This window comes from Agrobacterium sp. NPDC089420 (assembly GCF_044900305.1).
Lineage (GTDB): Bacteria > Pseudomonadota > Alphaproteobacteria > Rhizobiales > Rhizobiaceae > Agrobacterium.
In genome coordinates this window covers 83,795-106,514 of the sequence record NZ_JBJDMY010000017.1, presented here as the reverse complement: position 1 = coordinate 106,514, position 22,720 = coordinate 83,795, and the positions used below count along the sequence as shown (strand labels likewise).

Sequence of the window (22,720 nt, the reverse complement as noted above, 5' to 3'; positions counted from 1 at the left end):
CGTATAAACCTGTTCGTGAACAAGTCAACCAAACAAAACAAACAGACACAAACATGCGTACATATTTGGATATGGCTGCCACAACACCTACGGATCCTCGCGTCGCCGAGCGTGTTATGGAATTTATGGTGCGCGAGTTCGGAAACGCTGGCAGCAGAACGCATGTTTTCGGTGCGGATGCTCAGTCAGCGGTCAATACTGCTAGAGCGCATATTGCTGCGACGATTAAGGTCGACGCATCCGATGTCATATTCACGAGTGGCGCGACAGAAGCCGACAATCTCGCGATCCTTGGACTGGCTTCAGAAGGAGAAAAACTCGGAAAGCGCCATATCGTTTCGACGGAAATTGAGCATAAAGCTGTGTTGGAGCCGCTCGATCACCTTCGGTCGCTCGGCTTCGAAGTGACCTTGGTCAAGCCTGATGCCCAAGGATACATCGACGCTCAAGACGTCCTAAAAGCAGTTCGTCCAGACACTCTTCTTGTGTCCGTGATGCATGCAAACAACGAGACGGGAGCCGTCCAGCCGATTGACGCGATTGCCGACGGACTGAGTGGGAAAAGCGTATTTTTCCATGTCGATGCTGCGCAGACTTTTGGTCGGTTAAATCCAAGCCTGGCGCATCCTCGGATCGACTTGATCAGCATATCCGGTCATAAGGTTTACGCGCCTAAAGGGATAGGCGCGCTCATCATGAAACGTCGAGATAATCGGAGAGCACCTCTGAAGCCGCTGATGTTTGGAGGCGGACAGGAAAAAAGCCTGCGACCAGGAACACTCCCGGTCCCACTGATCGTAGGGTTTGGCTTAGCCGCAACTCTAGCACATCGTGAATCCGATGCGCGTTATAAACGCTGTGTAGAGTTGAGGATGGAGGCACTGCGGGCATTCGGAAGTTTGAAGCCCTATGTTCATGGTGATGACGCAAGGGGAATTCTTCCCCATATCCTGAGCCTCTCGATTGACGGGATCGACTCAGAAGCCGTGATGGTTGCTACAAAGGATATTGTGGCAATTTCCAATGGATCGGCTTGTACGTCAGCAAGTTATGAACCTAGTCATGTTCTCAAAGCTATGGGTGTTTCGTCCGAGATTATGAATGGGACGGTCCGGATTTCTTGGTCGCACGCAACAGAGACACCGCCGTGGGAAGACTTCGTGAACAGACTAAAAGATTTGCAATTTTGACATCTGAAAAAATAGCTTTCCTTCATAACAGGCAGAGATATTTGTGAGCGATCCTCAAACAGTCCATTTCTATGACGAGAACGCCGCTCGATATGCTGGTTTCACCGCCAGTCTGTCGATGACCCAGCAGATAGATCAATTCCTCGATCAGTTGTCATCGAACGCGCGAGTTCTGGACTTGGGTTGCGGAAGCGGCCGGGATTTGAAGTATCTTGCCGAACGCGGCTGTGATGCACTCGGATTGGACATATCGCTCGGGTTGGCTCGACATGCCGCGGCGTTCGCTCATCGCCCTGTCGTCGTTGCGGACATCGCTCAGCTGCCATTTTCCACCCGATCATTTGACGGCGTCTGGGCATCTGCGTCCTTTTTGCATCTGCGCAGAGGCGAAATGACCGATGGCCTACTGGAGGCTCGCCGAGTTATACGCCCGCGAGGCACACTTTTCACCTCTTTAAAGATGGGTGAGGGAGAGAGCCGGACGTCTGACCAACGATTTTTCACTTACGTGATGCCCGATGAGTGGGAGGGTATGCTGAGATCTGCCGGTTTTCGGGACGTACGACTTGAGTTTGACCAAGAGTTTTCAAAAAATGGTGAAAAATGGATACGCGCATTCGCATCATAAACGCGATCATATTTAGTATATTTGCATTCCTGGCAACGGATGCCATTGCTTCTGAAATTGCTTGGCAAGCTGGACAGCCGGCAATGACGGCTGTTCCACAGAGCTTTGCCGTTACAGTTGCTGAGATACCCGCAATCCGATTAGACCAGCCAAGCAAGCCGCTTTGGCGAGAGATTTTGACTGGTTCAGTGGGAAGTGGGCTAGCTAGTGCGTTTGCAGCCATTTTCGGTGTATGGTTCGCCCTTCGAAACACAACGTCCACCCTCAGGCAAAAGTCCAACGAAGTCGAGATCAAGGAGCTTCAGACGAGGCTGAACGAGTTTTATGGCCCGTTCAACCAAATCTCAAGAGAGAACGAGTTGTTGTCGCTTGAATTCAGGAACAGACACAAAGCGGTAGATGATAAGTTTCGAACATTGATCGCGCTTACCGATCCGGCTTGGCGAGCAAGTTTGGATGGTAGCGACAAAGCTATTATTGAGAAGATGATCACGAATGCGGCGGCGCTTCGAGATCTGATTCGCGAAAAATCTGGATTGGTTGATCTCCAGCTTATTCCCATCCTCGCGAAAGCCAGCGCGCACTACTGCTTGTTGGAGCTAGCGAGCGAGGGTTTGCTCGATCGAAAATCTGATCGATTTAAAGATAACGTCTATCCGCGCGAATTGGATGACGCCATCAGTAAGGAGATCGCTCGCCTAAACTCCCGCATTATAGTTCTTCTCGCAAAACCGGGTAAAAAACATAGGCCGATTGAATCGCTTAAGTTATGACGATTACGAAGAAATTGGGTGCCGCTCACGACGGCATATGTTTGAAAAAGCGTGACGCGGCAGCAAGCCTCGGATCCTTCAGCTTTCCAATCTCTTTGCTCACATGACGTACGAAATCGTGTGTCGTCTCGTAGCAGTCATAAGCCTCGTCAGCCGTTGGAAGGTGGCCCTCATGCATAACGCGACTGCGTAGACTGTAAGCTATTTGATGCCACTTCCCCACATGGGTCAGCGGTGAAGTGTGATCCCAGTTTCCTTTCAAAAGCTTCGATCCGAGATAGCGGTTTAGGAATTGCGGGATCCCCCGTTGCATCTCGGCTCTCAGGTCGGCGATAGGCTCCCCCAGTAGAGCCATGAGCTCGGAAGTGATTCGGACCAAGAACGTCTCGGCCCATACTGCCGAGCAAATGACACAATCGGCATATTCGCCACTCCCATGAGCACGTATCGCCTTCTGCTGCCAACGCCCCGCATGGGTGACAGACTTCACGGGTTTAGAATTCTTGATTTTTTCGTATTCGTCGTCGAAACCCATGAGAGCATTGAGTATGGGCGCAATCTCGGGAGTGAGGGTAGGCACATGTCTACGGTCGTGCTGTAGCGATATCCGATCAACGATCCCTTCAACCACTTTCACATGCGCGACTTCGAAGTTCGATTGTCTCTGCATTTCGCCAAGGCCAATCGGAATCGCTCTACCCGTGGCAAACTCCAGATTTCTGATTACTTCGTCTGCATAATTCAATGCGGCGGTGACGTGGTCGTTGCAGTCGGATTCCGCAGTCCAAAGTAAAGTCAAACAGGTATCCCTGTAATCCGGGAACATCACATTTTCACCAATGACATCTTGTCGGCGAACTGTGTGAAAAATTGCGAACAGATAACCGTAGTCCATATTTCTGCATAGATGGAAACGACTCATGCCGTTAGGGAAGGCCACGTATTGGTCACCGAGGTAAAGATTAAAAAAGAACACATCGTTCTTTTCGTGAAAGGCTTCATCACCAGAGAGCTCAATTAGCATCGACAACAAATATTCAGTGTTCGGTTGTGAGTAAGCTCCTGCGTCGAGTATCGGCATTTCTGTTCACCTTCAATGGTTAGGCGCTGAAAGCAGTTGGATCGGACCGGAAAGCTCACGAAGCAGGATCCCTAGATCGGCGGCTGCGTCAAGAAGCCTCTTAGCGATGCAAAGGACATCTCTTAACTCCAGGCCAAATGCAGTGAACACCTGCGGTGTTTCCGCGGAAGAAACACGAGCGCTGTGAGGGACTTGCCTCCCTGTCGCGCCCCTTAAGGCGACATAGGAGTATCTTCGGACAAGAAAGATATAGTTCCGGTTAAGTGGTTTTTATCACCCGAGCTACCTCGAGAATGGAAAGTGACGGCAAAATTTCCATCTTCACCTTAGACGTCGGCGCTCGCCTGCAGATCAATCATATTTCGAGCGATATCGATCTTCAGGTGCTTGCCAGTTGTCGATAAAATCCAACGGATCAACGCTTCCCATCATCTGGCGAGCAAGCGCAAGTCGTTCTTTCAGTCGCTGCTTTCGCCCTTCGTCCGAACCCTCCAGACGCGCCTCTGCGTCCGCAAAGAAGCGCTCAACGACTATCGTCCGCCCCCAACTGTCGATGATCTCGGCAAGTTGCTTCTGGCTGGTCTGGAGAGCCTGCTCAGCCTGCCTGGCATCTTCACGGCGACGATAACGTTCCCATTCCTCTTCCTGCTCTTTCTTTCGCTTGACCTCAGCTTCATCTTCAGCAAGCATCATTGCGAGCAGCTTCCCTTTGGTCGCCCTTAATGCCTGAACGATTTCCGGTATCTTATTGGACACTTCTTCCGATTCTGAATCCTGCCACTGATGCGTCCAGTCAACACCGCGTTTCGGGGAGTAGGCAACAATTCTGAAGCGCCCTGAAGGTAAATCCTGTTCCGTAGTCCACGAGTGCGTTAACTGCCAGCTTTTCAGCGACCTGACGAGCTTGCTATCCTCCCGATAATAGTCGCCATTGACGTATCTCATTGTTACGCGTTCAGTCATCTCCGTGACGGTCAAGCCGATGGGCACGTTGTCAATGAATACGACGGTCGGCCTGTCCGGAGCCCAGATGGTACCAAAACTGTAACGCCCATACTTACGGTCTTTAAGCTCGACCTCGCGTTCCTCGATCTGAATTCTCGAAAGATTTTCAGCCGCTGCAGCGATCTGAACGTTCACGCCGACTTCGCTGAAGGCCAGGTACAGCTTGTTTGCAATTGTAAGTGCTTGGGGCAGCATCTCCTGTGATGATATTATATCCGGTAAGAGCCTCTTCCATGGACGCAGAAACTCACCCTTGTCGGCAGCCCTTGTTTTCCGAAAGTGTTCCTCCACTCCGAAGAGCAATGAATGATGTTCTGACCGACGATGCTTCGGGCCTGACTTGATCTTAGTGGAGGGAGCGGCCTCTGACCTTGGCGCCCGCGGCTTTCGTGGGGTAACCACTCGCGTTGCGATCTCGATAGTATCATCCGGTCCCTCTGGAAGGATAGGGAGATCAGGAGCAAGGCCCAACGATTTCCGTGTCCAGTATCCCGATCCCGGATAAGGAATTTGATACTGCTTGCAGATCGCGGCCAGAGCAGTACCTGTTGTCTCCAGTTCCGGTCCAAGTTTACTCAGTGGCAACTCACATACCTTCCTGAATAACTCCGAACGGGTCAGTTTCATCAGCACCTCCATCTCTAATGGTGATAGCGTACCATCAACACGGGAGAGAGGAAGCTTTGCTGGGCTTTCGAGAGACACCTTTTTTTGAGCCGGTAAGCAGCATGCCTGCTTTAGCGACCCTTAAACGCTATCTTGATTGCCAGCCGTGCTGTGTCGCTATCGAAGATGTGATGAATGCCAGTTCACATGCTACTCTCTAAAGTGGATGACTGGTAAAAAAAACAATTAATGAATTTTCGTATCCATCAAAACCTCCCCGAAGCTCATCCATACGCAATATCAAGAAATGGCGTTAGAGTTTCATCCCGTAGGTGAGTGAGGATTGATGAGCGGCGGCCAACCTTGGCTCTTATGCCGCCATGGGCGTGCCAATTCGAAAAAAGCAATTAATATAATGGCTTAGTATGGACGAATTGCGTGTCGATGGTTCGATTCCTTTCAAGGCGAAGAATGCAGCGGCGTGGCGCACACGGAAATCTTCTATAGACGTTGTAATTCATATGCATTACGATTGGTCTGTCAGTTGGAGATAACTATGGCTTCGAACGCACTCGTTCAAACGCGCATTGACGCTGACGTTCGAGATCGTGCCTCTGCGGTGCTTGAGAGCATGGGTCTTACAGTGTCGGACGCGGTTCGTATCTTACTCACCCGGACGGCGAACGAGGGAGCATTACCGCTCGAACTTATATCAGGCAGCGAAGCTCATGATGCTTGGTTTCGCAGCAAGGTCCTTGAAGCGCTGAACGACACGCGACCTGATGTTTCGGATGATGAAGTCGAGGCTCATTTCGAAAAACGGCGAGCGGCAGCGCGCGTTAAAGCAGCGGCGCGCAAGTCGTGAAGCTTACCTGGTCAGCGTTCGCGTTGTCAGATCGAGACGCCATCTTCACCTTTATCGAGGCGGATAGTCCCTCAGCTGCCATTCATCGTCGACGAACGGATCGTCGCGGCTGCTCGTCGCTTAATTGATTTTCCGGCGAGTGGTCGTGTTGGCAGAATTGCCGGGACGCGCGAACTGGTGATCAACGGTACCCCATATGTCGCGGCTTATGCTGTAACGCAATCGGTGGTTCGCATTCTCCGCGTACTTCATGGCGCACAGGAATGGCCAGACACTATTCCTACCAGCTAGGCTTCGAACTTCATGTCTGGGATCAACGGGTCGCCAATTCGATTCCGTTCAATAGCCTCGATATTTCCTTCTCACACCACTGATGGTCGATTGGCGGTATCGGACAGGGGGTAATACTTCGGCGCCTTTTGCGTGATGCCGGAGTGTAAAGTCCTCCTGCTTTCCTCTGGATAATGTGACCTACAACTTCTCTCTTGCCCTGGTTGCTGGCAAAGGGCGTTCCCCCTTTGAAATGCCAGGAATGCCGATGCCGAACGTTGCCCTCTATGCCCGATACTCCTCCGATCTCCAGAGCTCGCAGTCGATTGACGATCAATTCAACCTTTGCCACCAATTCGCAGAGCGTCAGGGGTGGAAGGTCGTCGGGTATTATCGCGATGAAGCCATCTCTGGTGCCAGCATCCGCGGCAGGGAGGGAATCGCCCGGTTGCTGGATGATGCGCGGGCAGGCTGGTTCGACACCTTGTGCGCTGAGGCGCTCGATCGGATTTCCCGCGACCAGGAGGACATGGCTCATATTTACAAGGCCCTTCGATTTCGGGGAATTGCCCTGCATACGGTGGCCGAAGGATTGATCGATGAGATGCATATCGGCCTCAAGGGCACGATGAATGCGCTATTCCTGAGGGATCTGGCTGAGAAGACGAAACGTGGCCAATGCGGACGGATCGAGAAGGGCCGTTCGGGCGGAGGTCTCGCCTACGGCTATGACGTATCCAGTGATGGTGAAGGCGGTGCCGGAGGCCGCTGCATCAACGAGCGGCAGGCGATTATCGTCCGTCGCATCTTTACAGCCTTTGCCAGGGGGGAGACGCCCAATGCCATTGCGGCAGCGCTGAACCGGGAAATTGTTCAGGGACCGGGCGGACATTCCTGGGGTGCCACAACCATTCGTGGGCATCGGGCGAGAGGAACCGGTATCCTCAACAATGCACTTTATCGCGGGGAACTCGTCTGGAATCGCCAGCGTTTCATCAAGGATCCAATCACCGGAAAGCGTCAGGTACGCCTTAACCCAGAAACGGAATGGGTCATAAAGGATGTTCCCCATCTGCGGATTATCGACGAAGGCTTGTGGCAGGCGGTGAAGGATCGGCAACAGGAGGCGGAGCGGCGTCATGGAGGTGTTCGTGACGGTGTCCGGAAATCCAGAGAAGCTCGGGCTCTTGGCCTCAAGATGGCTCCCTCGAACCTCTATCGTCTCCTGACCTGTGCGCAATGCGGTGGCGAGTTCTGTAACGTCGGGAGGGATCGTTACGGCTGTGCGGAACATTACCGGCGAAAGACCTATTGCAATGGCAAGACGGTCCAGCGAAGAGTGATGGAAGCAGCGGTCAGGGATATTCTTGCCGAGACTGCCATGTCGATCACCCATCACGCGGACGCATTGACCAACGACGAGCAGATGAACGCCGATGAGCAGAGCCGCCAGATGCAAAAGGATCGGTTGCAGCTTGAGAAGATTGACCGACGACTTCAGGGACTGATGTCCGCCATCGAGGATGGGCTATATACGCCAGCCTTGAAGATGCGCTTCCAGCAGCTCGAGGATCAAGCCGAAAGCCTGCGAGCGAGATTACAGCTCAGCGCAAGGATGTTGGTGCCTGCAAAACGGGAACCTGAGCGGAAGTGGAACGAGCTGCAAACTTTGATTGCCAGATTGCAGGCGAGCGATACGGAGTATGATGTCCTGCAGTTCAAGCGAATGGTTGGAACGATCAACGTTATTCCCGGAATAGCTCGCAGCACTTGCAGATTCTCGCCGGCGTGGCAGCCATTGAATAAAACCATGAAATAATAATAGCTGCCCGCCAATTTTCCCAGCTGCTCGTTCGTTCTCGTTAGTGAAACATACCGCCCATAGCCTGCGGCGTCGTGCGCATAGGGCCGCGACGTTTCAGGAGAACGATCATGACGCAACAGCAATCAATACCGCTGGCCGGGAGCATTCGTACATGGCTTAACGACGGTTCTGCGATGCCGCCCTGGGTTTGCGATCGAATAACGGAAGACAAGTCACCCAACGGATCTTTCCTGATCCCGACACCTCTCGGCGCAACTCGCGTTCACGCTGGCCATGTTGTCATTGAACATGGTGGCAAGTTGTGGTGCCGCGAACCGGAGGAAGTTCCTGAACTTCTAGCGGGTTTCACTGCCGAAATCGTTCCGGAAATCACGGCTATCGGCCCAGGGAAATCCGCCCAGTTTGGCACGAAAAGTAAAACCGGTTCTGGAGGGAAGCGCGGAAGCGAACGGAAGATCGCCTTTGGCGCGCCGCGTGGCACCATGCCAAGTATCGAGTGGGTGCATGTTACCGAACTGACGGTCGACAGTTCTTATCAGCGATCTATCGACAACGACGGATCGCGCCGCCTCATCGCTAGCATCGCCGCAAACTTCGATTGGCGGCTTTGTGCGCCTCTGGTGGTATCGCGGCGGCCTGACGGTTCAAAGGTAATCATCGACGGACAGCATCGCTGGGCTGCAGCGGTGCGCCGGGGAGATTTACCGCAGTTGCCTTGCTGCCTTTTCACCTATGGCAGCCCAGAAGACGAGGCACGCATGTTCATTGTTGCGAACAGGGCGCGCAAGGCGATGAACCGTATGGATGACTTCCACGCGGCCCTTGCTGCCGGCGATGAGGATGCTCTGGATATTCGACGGCTGGTGTCTGAGGCAGGATTGACTATCGCCCGAAGCACTTCGTCAACTGCATGGAAGCCAGGAGATGTCACTTTTACGTCTTCGATTGCCACTGCGCTTCGCAGACATGGTGACGCAGTCGTTTCGGCTGCCCTGACCTGCATGGCCGAAGCATACAAGGGTGAACCACTTACACACGGTGCTTCGATCTTCGGTGCGCTCGTGCGCGTTTTTGCCAATCCTCCAGAGGACTTTGATTCTGACGAACTCGTACCAATGCTGAGGAGGTTCTCTATGGCGGAATTGAGCGGGATGGTTCGGGATCAAAAGGGAGGTGACGCCCGTGCGTTCGCATTGTCAAAAGCCGTCCTCAAAGCGTTGAACAGGGCAGATGCATGACTGTTTGATAATCATCTGCCGCGCTCAATGGAGAGCGCGGCAGACTGCACTTCAGATGTTCAGGCGATTGTGCTTTCTCGAAATTAGAATGGTAGTCAGGCCTTTCTGTCGTGCTGTAGAAGGGCGAACGTCATAATCGCAATCGGGTACATCGTTTGGAAGAGTCAAAAGACATTAAACGATATGGCTCTCGGAAGCGGACGCCGTAGTGGTTAAGCGTGCAGCCGATCAATGCGGTCAGTCGCCGGTGGAGTTTGCGCATACCGCCATTCTAAGATTAGCAGACGACGTGATAAATGGGCGTTTGATTGTTATGACCCCCGAAGGGTTTTCGGATTTTTGCCTGGCTTTATCCGAGCCGGCTGCTCCGGTTCCGGAAATGGTCGAACTGATAAATCGGCCAGCGCCTTGGGAACGAGGACAGACTGCCGATAAGTGATTGGGCTTCACTGGTTGCTCGCCCCCTGGTTTGAAGGCGAAGTAGCTATGCCCATGTTGCAAAAAGTTCGCCTTGCGGGATGACGATATCCCCGGAAGCCATTGTTAAATAATCTGAAATTGCGCGATTTAAACCTGCAGCCATCTTTACTTGCTTGGAGCGCAAGTAAAGATGAAAGCTCGCCCCCGCAACCAGATTTACGAAGAAATTCAACAAGAAAGCCCTCTTATCGTAGAGGGCTTTCTTGCGTTTTGGGCCTAGCACAAGCAAGGCTGTGATCATATCTGCATCACCGAAGACGCTGGCCCATTCGCTAAAGCTAAGGTTCGTCGTGATGATGACGCTGGTCCGCTCGTAGAGCTTGCTCAGCAGATGGAACGGCATCGCACCGCCTGACACGCGCTGAACGGCAAGTATCCGAGCTCATCGAGGATAACGAGATCGGAATGGACAAGCCGGTTGGCAATCTGGCCAGACCGACCTCGCGTCTTCTCTTCTCCTGCTCCAGCGTTGGACGCTGTAGCGATTGCGCTCCAGATGCACGAGGCAAGTCGGCGAGACACGCTTGGTGTATTCGACAAACCCATCGAACGGCCGGGTAATGAGCATGAGCGCGGGTGCTTCCTCCGCCCAGATGTCGCCAATGGAGCCACGCATCTGTCCATGTAGGGTCTGTGCCCATAACTCCTTGCAACGATGCTCGAGCCAGTCGTTCAGAGCATCCAATGATGGAAAAGCGCGGCGTGGACTGCCACAGACGATGACGCGCATCCTGCACGTTCTTCTCGACCTGTCCCTTCTCCCAGCCCGAAGCCGGATTGCAGAACTCAGGTTCGAACAGGTAGTGGCTGGCCATCGCCTGGAAGCGGACATTAACGTCACGCTCTTTGCCACGGCCGACCTTGTCGATCGCGGTGCGCATGTTGTCGTAGATGCCACGGCCGGGGATGCCTCCAAACACGCGGAATGCATGATTATGGGCATCGAACAGCATCTCGTGCGTCTGCAGGAGATAGGCCCGCACGGTGAAGGCGCGGCTGTAGCTCAGCTTCGTGTCGCCACCTGAAGCTTGGTGCGCTCATTGCCGATAATCTCCCAGTCTTCCGACCAGTCGAACTGGAAAGCTTCACCGGGATCGAATGCCAGGGGCACATATGTCCCGCAGCCCGCCGTCTGCAGTTCTCTTCACTGGTCATCACGCCATTCCCGAGCAAAGCCCGCAACCCGATTGTAGGAACCACGTAGCCAAGGCTCATCACGTCGGCAGGCAACTGCTTCATCGTCCGCTTCTGTTTGCGGTTCTTCTTGGATCAGCTCTTCAGCCAGGCTGACAACCGATCTGCAAACGGGTCAAGTTTGCTCGGCCGTTCCGGAACCTAGAACTTCGGCTCCACGTCGTCCAGGCGCAGGTATTTGCGGGTGGTATTCCGGGACAAGCCGGTCCTGCGGCAAATCTCCCGGATCGATAGATGCTATCGAAAATGCCAGCGGCGGATCACGCTCAACAGCGCCATGTCGATCACTCCATAGCACCCGCTGAAAACATGCGGAGGGACGGTTGAAACAAGGGTCAATTCTCAATCCCGCGCCATGGCTTCCGGAGTTGGTCGCGTCAGGACGTTACGACGATGATGGGGCCAATCTTGTATATCTGGACCTTAAGGGCGGTGCGCAGGAAGTTCAGTGCCCCCTCCGTATCGGTAACGAAGAGCGTGCCGCTGACGATCCGTCGAGCGGTCGCTTCGTCTCCTATGACGATACGCCCGCGAAAATGCCGCTGTATTTCCTCGATAACGTAGGAAAGCGGCACGTTATCCACGGTGAGCTGGCCGCGACGCCAGGCGAGAGCAGTCGCGGCATCGGTTTTCCGGATCGTGCTTTCGCCTGTCTCGTTCAGATGAAGCATTTCTTCACCTTCCCCGAGTTTTACCGGGATGCTTCCCTCAGTCTTGAACTCTACCCTTACGGAATGTTCCGTTACGGCAACACGCGTGTCTGTCGCGCTTTGTCGAACATCGAAAGCCGTGCCTAGGGCTGTGACCAACGTATCCTCGGTGCTGACGGAGAACGGACGTTTCTCATCCGGAGCCACCTGGAAGAAGGCCTGCCCGCGCAGGAGCCGAACCGTCCTTCGACCGCTGGTGAAGTCGAGTGCGATTGCCGACGATGCGTTCAACTGGATCCGCGAACCATCTTCCAGCGTGACTTCCGGCATTTCGCCGGCGCCGGACATGACATCCGCGCTCAGACGCATGGGGCCATCCAAGGCAATGAAGAGTGCGCCGGCCGAAATGATTGCCACGATTGAAGAGATGATCGCGTTGCGTCCGCGCGGTGAAGTCTCAACCGGCATGTCACGAAGCCCGGCATCGGAGCGGATCGCAGTTCTCGCTTCGCCGAGAATGCGCGTCGCAGCCGTGTAGGCTCGACAGTTCTCCGGATCCTGCTCCATCCAGCGACGGAACTCCGCCCGTTCCGTTTCGGGCTGTTCCGGGTCTCGGTTGCGAAAGACCCAGTCGGACGCCTCTCTGTTTCGCTTGCGCTGATCGCGCGTCAGACGTCTACGTTGCACGGAACGCTCCAATTATGCTCTCCCATGTGTAGACGAATGAACTGCGTGGATTGGGATGTTTACTCCATTTCGAAAAGGCGGTCGAGGCAATGGCTGAGCGCGCGCCTGAGGTGCCGGTCGACCATATTGCGTGAAATTTTCAGCTTTGCGGCAATCTGATCTGGCGACAGATGATGCAGCCTGTGCAGCACGAAGGCTGTTCGCCGTTTTTCGGGCAGGTCGGCAATGGCCTGTTTCAGGATGGCCAACCGCGCCTCGACATCCAGCCCCTGGTCGGGAGCGCTGTCCGTCGCGACCACCGCTCTCGCATCTTCATCCGAGCCGGAAAAAAGCCTGGACTCGAATTGCTCGCGTCTGATCCGGTCGATCCGCATATTGGAAGCGGCGCGGCAAAGAAATGCTTTTATCGATCGTTTGCCGGAGAGTGCCTCCGGCTGCAATGCGAGTTTTACGTAGAGATCGTGGACGATTTCCCGCGCGGCTCCGTCTGAACGGCTGCGTCCACCCACGGCCTTGATGATGTCGCCGTAATGCTCGACGATCGCCCTGTTCAGCAGGTCGGTTCCGTTACCTTGGTTGAGGGTAGCCGTCGACGTCCGCATCGCTTTCCTGATCTCCGTAAGCTGCAATCTGCGACAACTGAAGGGGCGGATACTGAGCCCAAACCGGAACTCTCCATGGCCTTCGTCCGAACCCGGTCATCATCCGGCATCAAAGTTTTTACGCCGCCATTGCCAGTGAGGAATTTCTAATCGCAGGGAAAAAGCGATGCAAGTGCAATGATTTACGGCTTATGCCGAGAAAAAATCCTCCAACGTAAAAAGAGGATATTTTTTATCATGTTTACGTCTGGATTCATTGCATCTTTTGGCCCGTGAAGGAAGGCGCAGAGACGCGGGAGGCAGGATTGTAATTTATGAAAAACCTAACGAATGTTGCGAGGCCGCCACAGGTCGCGGCTCCGCTCAGCCCCGGGACGGGACGGGGACACACATCGGTGTTCCCGAAAGCGGATCCGGCATGATAACGGCGTTCACGCCGAAGACATCGAGAACATTCCTGTCCGTAATGACGGCGCTTGGGGCGCCGGCGTCAAATATCCTGCCGTCCCTGATGAGAACGACCTCATCGGCGTAGCGGGCAGCCTGGTTGAGATCGTGGAGCACCGCGACGATGGTACGACCCCGATCATGAACAAGCCGCCGGATCAGATCCAGTATCTCGATCTGGTGGGCGAGATCGAGGAACGTCGTCGGTTCATCGAGAAGAAGAATGTCCGTTTCCTGGGCGAGCGCCATGGCGATCCATGCGCGTTGTCGCTGGCCGCCTGACAGGGATTCCACCTGTCGGTCGGAGAGCGACGTCATGTTGGTCAGATCAAGGGCATGGGCGCAGGCATCCTCATCACGGCTGGACCATCGCTCGAAAAGCCTGCGATGCGGATAACGCCCCTGACGGACCAGTTCGGCGACCGTCAATCCTTCCGGGGCCTGGGGTCCTTGCGTGAGGACGCCGATCTGTTTTGCCCGTTCCCGTGACGGCATTTTGCGTGTCGGCCTGCCATTGAGAAATATCTCTCCCTTCATCGGGGCGAGAAGCCCGGCAAGCGCGCGCAATATCGTGGATTTGCCGCAGCCGTTTTGGCCGACGAGAACGGTGAAGCGCCCGGATGGGATTTCGAGGTTCAGGTCGTCGACGATGACGGAGCCGTTATATCCAAGGGAAAGCGCTCGTGTCGCGAGGCGATAATGTTCAGACATGCCTGCGACCCTTCAGAAGATAGGCAAAAAATGGAGCACCCAGCAGGGCCGTGACGATACCGGCCGGCAGCTGCGCCGGTGCGATGACCGTGCGGCCGACAATATCGGCGATCAACAGCAGAAGACCGCCTGTCAGCCCGGCAACGGGAATGAGGGCTCGATGGGAATGGCCGGCGATCCGCCTTGCAATATGCGGGGCGATCAGTCCGACAAAACCCACCAGCCCAACCATGGCGACGGTCGCTCCCGATATCAACGTGCAGAGCAATATCAGGAATGCCCGCATGAGATTGACCCTCTGTCCCAAGCCCGTCGCCACATCGTCGCCGAAGCGGATGAGATCCAGTTGCCGGCAGGAGAACCAGCTCAGGGCGAGCGGAGCGGCGAGCCAGATCAGGAGACTTCGGACCTTGGTCCAGTCGGCGCCGTAAACACTGCCCGAAAGCCAGATCATCGCGCGCTGAACATCAACGACATTGCCGAATGCGGTCAGAAAACTGGTTCCCGCGCCGGCGAGCGCGCTTAAGCCGATGCCGACAAGGATGATCCGCAGAGAAGAGGTTCCCCGTTTCCAGGACAGGGCGTAAACGGCCGCCGCCATGGTGATGGCCCCTGCAAAGCCCGCCCACGGCAGAACAGCTGGTGAAACGTCGGCAAAAACGATGATCACCACGCTTGCGAAAAGCGCTGCGCCGGCATTGATGCCGAGAACGCCGGGCTCCGCCAGGGGATTGCGCATGACGGTTTGCGAAATCGTCCCTGCAACGGCAAGGCCTGCGCCCGCAAGCAGGGCCAGAATAGCCCTCGATAGCCGGAATTCGATGACGATCATCTGCAGGTCGGATGAGGCCCCACCGATGACCGCATTGGCAACGTCACGCCAGGCAATCGATTGGTCACCCCACATCATTGCAGCAACCACGGCCAGCAGGTTGAAAATGATGAGAACAGTTATCGCGCGTGTCACGGCTTGCCTGCCCCCGTGCGATAACGCGCCAGCCAGAGGAAAAACGGCGCTCCAATCAGCGCCATCGTGACGCCAACAGGAAAACTCTGGTTGGCAAGGATGATCCGTCCGGCGAGATCGGCGACGACCACCATGATCGCTCCGATGACGGCGCTGAAGGGAACGACCCAGCGGTAATCGACACTGATTGCCAGGCGCACGATGTGCGGCACAACGAGACCGACGAAGCCGACCGGGCCGGCAAGTGCGACGGCGCTGCCGGACAGGAGAATGACGACGATGACCGACAGGCTGCGCCAGAGGGCCGGGTTCTGGCCAAGCGCGGTGGCGACATCGGTGCCAAGGCTCAGGGTCGTCAGGTGTCGGGCAAGGACAAGTGATCCGAACAGTCCGGCAAGCGAATAAGGCATGACGGTGAAGACCTGATCCATGGTCCGGCCGCTCAAGGAACCGACGGTCCACAGGCGCACCGCATCGAGTGTCGTCTGGTCGAAGATCAGAATTGCCGTGGTAAGCGAGGTGAGGAATGTTGCGACCACCGCTCCGGCCAGCACCATCGCCAGCGGGGTCGCGCCGATGCGGCCGACGGAACCGATGAAGAAAACGCACAATGCTGCCAGTGCCGCACCGGCAAAAGCATACCAGACCTGCGCATTGCCACCCGAAGCGCCAAGGATCGTCAGGCTGGCGACAACCGCGAAAGCCGCACCGGCATTGATGCCAAGAAGACCCGGCGATGCCAGAGGGTTTCTTGTTACCGCCTGCATGATTGCGCCTGATACCGCAAGGCCGGCTCCGGCGATCATCGCCGCTGCAACGCGGGGCAAGCGCAGCAATGTCACGACGAGATGATCGCGCGAGCCGTCAAAGCGGAAGATTGCAGACAGCACCGTCGACGGCGACATGGGGTTTGGCCCGGCCGTTATGGCCACGACCGCAGAAACCAGCAGGCATGCGATTGCAAGAATAAGCAAGGCCGCACAGGAAAACTCTGCACGGCGTGAATGGACCGGTGTTTCTGCTCCTGACGGTCTGCGAAACGGTATCACGGTTTGCCCGGCAGATATTGCTCGATGTCATCGAGAACCCTGTTTGCGGAGCCGATGCCGTTGAAGCCCATCCATGTTTCGCGCGTGACCCGGTGGGCGTTTCCAGAGGCGACCGCCGGCAACATTTGCCAGAACGGGTTGCTGGTTGTGCGCGCGGCAAGCGCATCGTCCTGGTTCGCGTCATATCCGGCGGCAACGACGTAAAGGAGGATGTCACCGTCGAGAAGGGCGAGGTCTTCCCATTCCGGCCGCTTGAAGACCGTATTATCCTGCGTCGTTTCGTAGGCGCTTCGCTTGACGCCGGCATCACGCAGAACCGCATAGGGCGCATAAGCGGCCGGGCCGTCGAGATAGAGATGAAAGCCGCTCGGCGTTACCCGCAGAACCGACATCGTGCGGGAGCCTGTCTTGGTTCTGATGGCTGCGACCCGTTGTTCGTAGCCCGCCAGCATTCGGGTCGCATCGGCGCTTTTTCCGGTAATCATCGCCAGGGTGCTGAAATGTTCCTTCCAGTCCTTTGCGTCGATGAGGGCGGTCGGCGCGATCTTGGCGAAGTTCTGGTAGGATTGGCCATGCAGCGTTGCGTCGCCGATGATGAGATCGGGTTTCAGGGCAACGATGCGTTCCAGGCTCGGCTGACGCGCGTCGCCGATATCGGAAACGGAGGCTTCCTCGGCCTTTTCCTTCAGATCGCGATCCTGAACGGTCAAAAGCGGTGCGCCGACCAGCGGCAGGCCCAGCTCTAGCGCCATTCCCAGATTGTAGAACGGATCAAGCGCGACGATCCTGCGTGGTGCATCCGGCACACAGAGGGGGGCGTCATAAACCCCTGATGTCACCGACTTGCCCGGACATTGCACCGAGGCACCGGAGGCAAAAAGCCCGATCAGCAAGATGACAAACGATCGCAGGATCATTCTTTACTCCAGAATGGAAACCTGCGCGGCGTGGAAGCCGCGCAGGAAATGGATCAGAATTTGACCTTCAGGTTCAGACCGACGCTGCGGCGCTCGCCGAGCGTGGCGGCGATATCATTGTCATTGTAGACAAAATATTCCTCGTCCAGAAGGTTTTGTGCGAAGGCGTTGAGTTCCCACCGCTCGGTCTTGTAGCCGGCCTGCAGGTTCACGATCCAGCGGCTGTCGAGATAGTCGTGCGGCAGGCTGCCCAGCCGCGCCAGATAGCTCGACGTATATTTCGCGTCCGCGCCGACATAGACGCCATTATCGAAGGTGTAGCGGGCGCCAAGGCCGAGTGACCACTCAGGCGCTTCCGGGAAAGGCAGGCCGGACAGATTGCCGTAGGCGAGGTCGTTGAAGTCCTTGAACTCGGTATGGACATAACCGAGCGAGGCGAAGGTCTCGAGATTGTCAGTTACCTTGAACGATGGCTCGAACTCGAAGCCCCATGCTTCCGACGATGCCGCATTGATGATGCGACGGGTCGTTGCATCCGTGGGATCAAGCTGCATCTGGACCTGTTGGTCCGAATATTTGGTGTAGAAGATGTTGGAGTTCAGGGTCAGCCGGTCGTCCAGGAAGGTTCCCTTGTAGAAGAGTTCATAGGTGGAGGCCGTTTCGGGTTCGTAGGTATAGGCGGTGCGCCGGAAGGAATCATAGCTGGCGCCGCCTGTCCTGAACCCCTGGGAATAGGTAACCCCGACAGTCTGGGTGTCGGTCAGTTCCTTCGACAGGCCGATTTTCGGCACGAAGTTGGTTTCGTGGAAGGATGCCGCATAGTCCGTCAGAACCGTCCGGGTGCCGCCAAGCGGCTGCGTTCGCAGAAGATACTGCGTTATGTCCTGATCCGTATAATCGAGACGGCCGCCAAGGGTGATTTTCCACGTCGGAACGAATTCATATGTCGCCTCTCCGAACAGGGCGGCATTGAATGATTTCTGCGTATTGCGCTGGAATTGGTTGCGGTTGACGGTGGCGCTCAGCGGAATGGTGCGGTCGTAGAAATTCTTCTCGTCTTCATAGGAGAAATAGACGCCGCTGACCCAGTCCCATTTGTCGCCTTCATAGTTGAGGCGCAGCTCCTGTGAGGCGATAAATTCCTTGTAGTATCCATGATAGGTGTTGATTTCGCCCGCGGTCCCATAGTTGGGCGAGAAGCGGTCGGTGTCGGAATAGCTGAAGGTTGAAAGGGAGGTCAGCTTCAACTCGTCTGAAAAATCATGCGTGATTTCCAGTCCGACATTATGCACTTCGGTCGGGCGATATTCTATGTAGGCAGGGATTTGATAATCGCCGCGTTTCTCATCGAAACGGAAGCGCGACGCGCCTGCCGGGCCGCCAATGTCGCGGACATAGGGGTCGTCATGGGAGAATGAATAACTGAAGAGGGCGCGCGTCTCCGGCATTTCTGCCGGTTCGAACAGCACCTTGCCGCGGATCTGGTAATAGAGATCGTGCGTGAAATCGTTATATCGATCGTAACCCGCAAAGGTCGGATAGTTGATGTCGTTTTCGCTTCTCTGGATTTCGCCGGAGATGCGAACGGCAAGCTGGTCGTCCATCAGCGGCGTATTGACCATGAATGCGGTGCCGTAGAGATTGCCGGTGCCGATCGTGGCTGAAACCTCGGCTTCCTTCTCGAACGTCGGATCCTTGGTCTTGATGTAGACTGCACCGGCCATGGCGGCGCGTCCAGAAAGGGTTGACTGCGGACCACGATAGACCTCGACCTGCTCGACGTCGAACAATCCGCGCGCGCCGCGTCGTGCACCACGCACCGTCTGCTGAACGCCATCGACGTAAAGCGATGCCAGCGGCGCTCCGCCGGGAACCAGGCCTTCCGAATTGACGCCACGAATGATGAAACCGCCATCCACCCAGTCGGCATCCATCACGTTCGCCATGCGTCGGAAGCTGTCGCGAAAACTGTGTATCTGCCCATCGGCAATTTCCTGCGCGGTGACGATACCGATGCTCGAAGACGTGCTGGCCAGCGTCGTGGCATTGCGGGCGCCGTAAATCGTGATCGCCTGCAGCACCGTCGTGCCGTCGCTGCCGACGGCATCGGTATTATTCGCGGCAACGCTGAGGACGATCTGATTTTGACCGGCGAAACGCGACTGGACGCCGGTGCCGGCAAGCACTGCGTCAAGCGCCTGGGACGGCGTCAGATTGCCGGAGGCACCGCGGGACCTTTTGCCATTGGCAACCGATCCGTCAAACATGATCTGCAGGCCGGTTTGTGTGGCAAGCTGATTGAGGGCGGTGGTGAGCGGCCCGGCGGTAATCGAAATCTGTCGTGGTGAGGCGCTTGCCTGGCCGGTACCCTGCGCTGCGGCCGGCGCATGCATGGCCAGAGCAGAAACCGAAGTTGCGAGCAGCATCGCCACCCATCCAGCCAGACCGGTTCGAGCCGTTCTGCCGTTAATTCCCTTGCATTCCATTGAAGCCCCCGCTCCCGCGCGCTCGATAAGCTAGTCAGACAAAAGGCGGCAATATCCGCCCACTCATGCTGAAGACGAACAGGGAAGGGGCTATGGGACTCTCAAGTCGAAATAAATTTATGAAAAATAATAATTCTACTTCAGGCAGAAATGGACACGCATTTCCTGCAGCAGACAGGCGTCCCGTTCATCGCTCGACTTCAATACGCAGGTCGGGCACTTTTCCGCGCCCTCAACGGTATAGTACCGGCAGCATCCGCCCCGCGCGCGAAACGTGTAGGTGAATGGTTCCTTCAATGCGCTGTCATGCAGGGTAAGGTCAAAATACCCCAGCTGACGGTTGTTCAGCGGCGATCCCTGTACCTTGACGATCGCCATTGCCGTCGACAGCGCATCGGCGAGACAGCCGAACCGTCTTCCGACGTCGAGAAATCTGCCGGCAATGGCGTCTCCCACCAGCCGCCACTGCGCATTCTTCGAAAAGCCGGTTCTTTTTGCCAATGCTTCCACCAGCGGATGGAAATGTTGCTCGACGCCCATCCTGAAATGCTCGCAGAGGCCTGCGTAGTCCGTGACCATCGAATGCCGCCCGTCATCCCGCTCCGCAAATATCTGCGGTGACAACAGCCTGACGCGGGTCCGCCGCACCGTCATCGGCTCTCCGTCATGCTCGCCATGATAGGTATAGAACTGCAGCGAAAAGGCATCAGGCGACATATCAGGCACGATGCTGCGGCCAACCAGCAAGGGAACGGTGGCCATGAAGAAGATGTAGCAATAGTCGCTCATCAGAAATGCGGCGCGACTTTTGAGGTCGACGCCGGGATCGAACGACCCCTCATAATCCAGGAATTCCTGCAATGCCGAAGGGCTGGAAAACAGCTCGGCAGCGGTTGTCCAGCCGGGAAGCATCGCGCCGGTGCTGCACGGCACTTCGGGCCACATGGACTGCTGGAGAACGGTCGTGGCATGCGGTTTCGGGGTCCGGTTCCTGCTTTCTTGGCCAATGCCGTTATCGGCCAAGACAGGTTGTGACACGATGCGGGACACGGTCACTTCGCCCTGTTACCGGATTTGCTTGCTGGCGCCGTGAAACGAGGCGCGGTAGTCGCGTGGTGTCATGCCGCGCAGACGCAGGAACTGGCGATTGAAATTGGCCAGAGAGGCATAACCGACATCCGCAGCGATATGTCGGATCGGCTGGGTTGTGCCTGAAAGCCGGGCGCAAGCCTCGCCGACCCTGAGGCTGATGAGGTAATCGGACATGCTGACCTGCGTATGTTTCCTGAACATGCGGTGCAGGCCGGATTCACTGAGGGCGGCTATTGCGGCAATCCGCTCCATGCGGAGCGGTTCATGGTAGTGACGGTGCAGATGGCTCAGGACACGGTCAATCCGTGAACGGTCCCCTTCCACCTGCTGCGGCACGACGGTTGAAAGGGGCGCGCCGCCGTCTTCTGCCGCCAGCCGCGCCAGAATATCCAGAAGGCCGGTCAGCTGCCTGACCGGCGGATGGGCGAATATCGCTTCAAAATCATCCGCCAGAGCCCGGCCGAGTGCGGGATCGAACGCCAGCCCGGTTGCGGCGTTTCGAATCATGCGCCTGACGGGCGCCAGTTCCACCGATCCGCCTGCCAGTCCTTCGATCCATTCTTTCCTGAACCAGAAGACGAGGGCGACATGTGGTCCAGCCGGATCGAGTTTGTCACGCGACGCCCAGGTGTGCGGCAGGTTCGGGCCGATGAGCACGAGATCGCCGTGATCGTAATCGGCAACATGATTACCCACGAAACGCTGTCCGCGGGAATTCAGCGTCAGCGTCAGCTCGAACTCGGGATGGTGGTGCCATTCGAACGGAATGGCGTCGTCAAGCCGCCGGTTGAGCCTGCTCCAGGACGAATCCGGCGATGTCGGCAGATGTTCGAGATGTGGCCTCATTCCGCGCTCGTTTGGATTTATACGCCGGAATAGTATCAGTATTGTCCGTCTGCGCACAACACGACGTCCCGGAAAACCGTAGCTTTCCTGTCATCGCCTGATGGTCAGGGAGATGATGATGGGAGAACGACATGCAATCCACCGCGGCAATCAAACGCGACAGCCATCCGACGACGGCCGCCACGACGCAGCTCAAGGATATCAACAAGACCTTGCCGCTGCGCGTCCTGTCGGAAGCGGACTGGCAGCACTGGACGACGAGGGGATATATCATTGTCCGTCAGGCGGTGCCTGCGGCGAATGTGGAACGCCTTGTCGATCTGCTCTGGAAATTCGATGAGAAGGATCCGGCCGACGCTTCGACGTGGTATGCGCCGCAAAGACGCGAACACAAGATGAAGGAATTGAACAATACCGGCATGCTGGAGATCTATAATCACCAGTATCTCTGGGACAATCGTGTAGAGCAGCGGGTCTACGACGTCTTCGTCGACATATGGGACCGGGAGGATCTGTGGGTCACCATCGACCGCGCCAATCTCAATCCGCCGAAAAAGGTGAAAGGCAATCCCAACGGCTTCATCCACTGGGATGTGGACACGTCCATCCGCCCGCTGCCGATCGGCGTGCAGGGCGTGCTGAGCCTGCAGAAACAGGACGGCGATGTCGGCGGGTTTCAGTGCGTGCCCTATCTTTTTGAACATTTTGACGAGTGGGTGAAGACGCAGCCGGAAGATCGCGATCCGATGCATCCGGATATGGCTGGTCTGTCCGTCGTCAATATCGACATGGAACCGGGCGACCTGATGATCTTCAACTCGCTGCTGGCCCATGGCGTGCGTCCCAATCATTCCGATGGGCGTGTGCGCATGGCGCAATATATCTCCATGCACCCGGCGGAATTCGACAATGAGGTGGAACGGCAGGAGCGGATCCGGCTCTGGAAGGAGCTCGATCATCCGCAGCGCGACGCCTTTCCCGGTGATCCGCGCGAATGGGAGAAACGCTATGCCGAAACCGCCAGGCTCAACCCGCTCGGCGAAAAGCTGCTTGGCCTGACCCGCTGGTGACGCGCATCGAACACGCAGAAGAAATGGCCGCCCCCAGGGGT

The 22,720-nt window shown here is 56.2% G+C and carries 19 protein-coding genes and 3 pseudogenes; 9 read left to right on the top strand and 13 right to left on the bottom strand.

The annotated features are described in order from the left end of the window. The first annotated feature begins 53 nt into the window (after positions 1-53). Genes dndA through ACI2KA_RS22375 form a run of 3 tightly spaced genes read left to right on the top strand, consistent with a single transcriptional unit; the run spans position 54 to position 2,591 of the window. A complete protein-coding gene (gene dndA / locus ACI2KA_RS22385; RefSeq protein WP_404504658.1) occupies positions 54-1,190 on the top strand; it encodes a cysteine desulfurase DndA in 1,137 nt (378 codons plus the stop codon). A 43-nt stretch (positions 1,191-1,233) separates the two neighbouring features. Further along, positions 1,234-1,818: a class I SAM-dependent methyltransferase gene (locus tag ACI2KA_RS22380; RefSeq protein WP_404504657.1), complete on the top strand. Its 585-nt coding sequence runs from the start codon at positions 1,234-1,236 to the stop codon at positions 1,816-1,818. Then, entirely contained in the window at positions 1,794-2,591 is a 798-nt protein-coding gene (locus ACI2KA_RS22375) for a hypothetical protein (protein WP_404504656.1), read from the top strand. The genes ACI2KA_RS22380 and ACI2KA_RS22375 overlap by 25 nt, the downstream gene beginning before the upstream one ends. A gap of 25 nt (positions 2,592-2,616) precedes the next feature. Here the strand turns inward: ACI2KA_RS22375 and ACI2KA_RS22370 are convergent, their stop codons facing one another. Both ACI2KA_RS22370 and ACI2KA_RS22365 read right to left on the bottom strand, forming a co-directional pair. Further along, on the bottom strand, positions 2,617-3,672 hold the full coding sequence (locus tag ACI2KA_RS22370; protein ID WP_404504655.1) for a hypothetical protein: 1,056 nt from the start codon (positions 3,670-3,672) through the stop codon (positions 2,617-2,619). Positions 3,673-4,023: 351 nt separating this feature from the next. Further along, on the bottom strand, positions 4,024-5,304 hold the full coding sequence (locus ACI2KA_RS22365) for a hypothetical protein (protein ID WP_404504654.1): 1,281 nt from the start codon (positions 5,302-5,304) through the stop codon (positions 4,024-4,026). Positions 5,305-5,839: 535 nt separating this feature from the next. On the opposite strand from ACI2KA_RS22365, the gene ACI2KA_RS22360 reads away from it, so the two are divergent. From ACI2KA_RS22360 to ACI2KA_RS22340, 5 genes and pseudogenes are all read left to right on the top strand, one after another. After that, positions 5,840-6,148: a type II toxin-antitoxin system RelB/DinJ family antitoxin gene (locus ACI2KA_RS22360; protein WP_404504653.1), complete on the top strand. Its 309-nt coding sequence runs from the start codon at positions 5,840-5,842 to the stop codon at positions 6,146-6,148. Further along, positions 6,145-6,439: pseudogene (locus ACI2KA_RS22355) on the top strand (type II toxin-antitoxin system RelE/ParE family toxin). Before ACI2KA_RS22360 ends, ACI2KA_RS22355 begins: the two are co-directional and overlap by 4 nt. Positions 6,440-6,614: 175 nt before the next feature. Next, positions 6,615-8,237 carry a recombinase family protein gene (locus tag ACI2KA_RS22350; protein ID WP_404504652.1) on the top strand — a complete coding sequence of 541 codons (1,623 nt, stop codon included), beginning with the start codon at positions 6,615-6,617 and terminating at the stop codon, positions 8,235-8,237. A 113-nt stretch (positions 8,238-8,350) separates the two neighbouring features. Continuing rightward, a complete protein-coding gene (locus tag ACI2KA_RS22345) occupies positions 8,351-9,481 on the top strand; it encodes a DUF6551 family protein (protein ID WP_404504651.1) in 1,131 nt (376 codons plus the stop codon). 208 nt (positions 9,482-9,689) lie between these two features. Further along, a complete protein-coding gene (locus ACI2KA_RS22340) occupies positions 9,690-9,920 on the top strand; it encodes a DUF1778 domain-containing protein (protein WP_404504650.1) in 231 nt (76 codons plus the stop codon). 264 nt (positions 9,921-10,184) lie between these two features. Here ACI2KA_RS22340 and ACI2KA_RS22335 read toward each other — a convergent pair. The 11 genes and pseudogenes from ACI2KA_RS22335 to ACI2KA_RS22285 form a co-directional block, all read right to left on the bottom strand. Continuing rightward, positions 10,185-10,417, bottom strand: a pseudogene (locus ACI2KA_RS22335) (ATP-binding protein); the annotation flags it as partial. Beyond that, positions 10,386-11,383: pseudogene (istA, locus tag ACI2KA_RS22330) on the bottom strand (IS21 family transposase); the annotation flags it as partial. The pseudogenes istA and ACI2KA_RS22335, both read right to left, overlap by 32 nt. Before the next feature lie 149 nt (positions 11,384-11,532). After that, positions 11,533-12,504, bottom strand: coding sequence for a FecR family protein (locus tag ACI2KA_RS22325; protein WP_404504649.1), 972 nt, complete (start codon positions 12,502-12,504; stop codon positions 11,533-11,535). 47 nt (positions 12,505-12,551) lie between these two features. Beyond that, positions 12,552-13,094, bottom strand: coding sequence for an RNA polymerase sigma factor (locus ACI2KA_RS22320; protein ID WP_404504648.1), 543 nt, complete (start codon positions 13,092-13,094; stop codon positions 12,552-12,554). A 363-nt stretch (positions 13,095-13,457) separates the two neighbouring features. Then, positions 13,458-14,252, bottom strand: coding sequence for an ABC transporter ATP-binding protein (locus ACI2KA_RS22315; RefSeq protein ID WP_404504647.1), 795 nt, complete (start codon positions 14,250-14,252; stop codon positions 13,458-13,460). Further along, positions 14,245-15,219 (bottom strand): FecCD family ABC transporter permease, encoded by a 975-nt coding sequence (locus ACI2KA_RS22310; RefSeq protein ID WP_404504646.1) that lies wholly within the window; start codon positions 15,217-15,219, stop codon positions 14,245-14,247. The genes ACI2KA_RS22315 and ACI2KA_RS22310 overlap by 8 nt, the downstream gene beginning before the upstream one ends. Then, the gene (locus ACI2KA_RS22305; protein WP_404504670.1) at positions 15,216-16,265 is read right to left on the bottom strand and encodes a FecCD family ABC transporter permease; all 1,050 of its coding nucleotides are present in this window, start codon (positions 16,263-16,265) and stop codon (positions 15,216-15,218) included. Before ACI2KA_RS22305 ends, ACI2KA_RS22310 begins: the two co-directional genes overlap by 4 nt. Further along, positions 16,265-17,185 carry an iron-siderophore ABC transporter substrate-binding protein gene (locus ACI2KA_RS22300; RefSeq protein WP_404504645.1) on the bottom strand — a complete coding sequence of 307 codons (921 nt, stop codon included), beginning with the start codon at positions 17,183-17,185 and terminating at the stop codon, positions 16,265-16,267. The genes ACI2KA_RS22305 and ACI2KA_RS22300 overlap by 1 nt, the downstream gene beginning before the upstream one ends. Before the next feature lie 53 nt (positions 17,186-17,238). After that, positions 17,239-19,611 (bottom strand): TonB-dependent receptor domain-containing protein, encoded by a 2,373-nt coding sequence (locus tag ACI2KA_RS22295; protein WP_404504644.1) that lies wholly within the window; start codon positions 19,609-19,611, stop codon positions 17,239-17,241. A 195-nt stretch (positions 19,612-19,806) separates the two neighbouring features. Then, positions 19,807-20,721 (bottom strand): (2Fe-2S)-binding protein, encoded by a 915-nt coding sequence (locus ACI2KA_RS22290; RefSeq protein WP_404504643.1) that lies wholly within the window; start codon positions 20,719-20,721, stop codon positions 19,807-19,809. A gap of 15 nt (positions 20,722-20,736) precedes the next feature. Further along, positions 20,737-21,609, bottom strand: coding sequence for a helix-turn-helix domain-containing protein (locus ACI2KA_RS22285; protein ID WP_404504642.1), 873 nt, complete (start codon positions 21,607-21,609; stop codon positions 20,737-20,739). A gap of 131 nt (positions 21,610-21,740) precedes the next feature. Between ACI2KA_RS22285 and ACI2KA_RS22280 the strand changes: the two genes are divergently transcribed. After that, complete coding sequence (locus tag ACI2KA_RS22280; protein ID WP_404504641.1) at positions 21,741-22,679, top strand: phytanoyl-CoA dioxygenase family protein; 939 nt, start codon at positions 21,741-21,743, stop codon at positions 22,677-22,679. Positions 22,680-22,720: the final 41 nt, after the last annotated feature.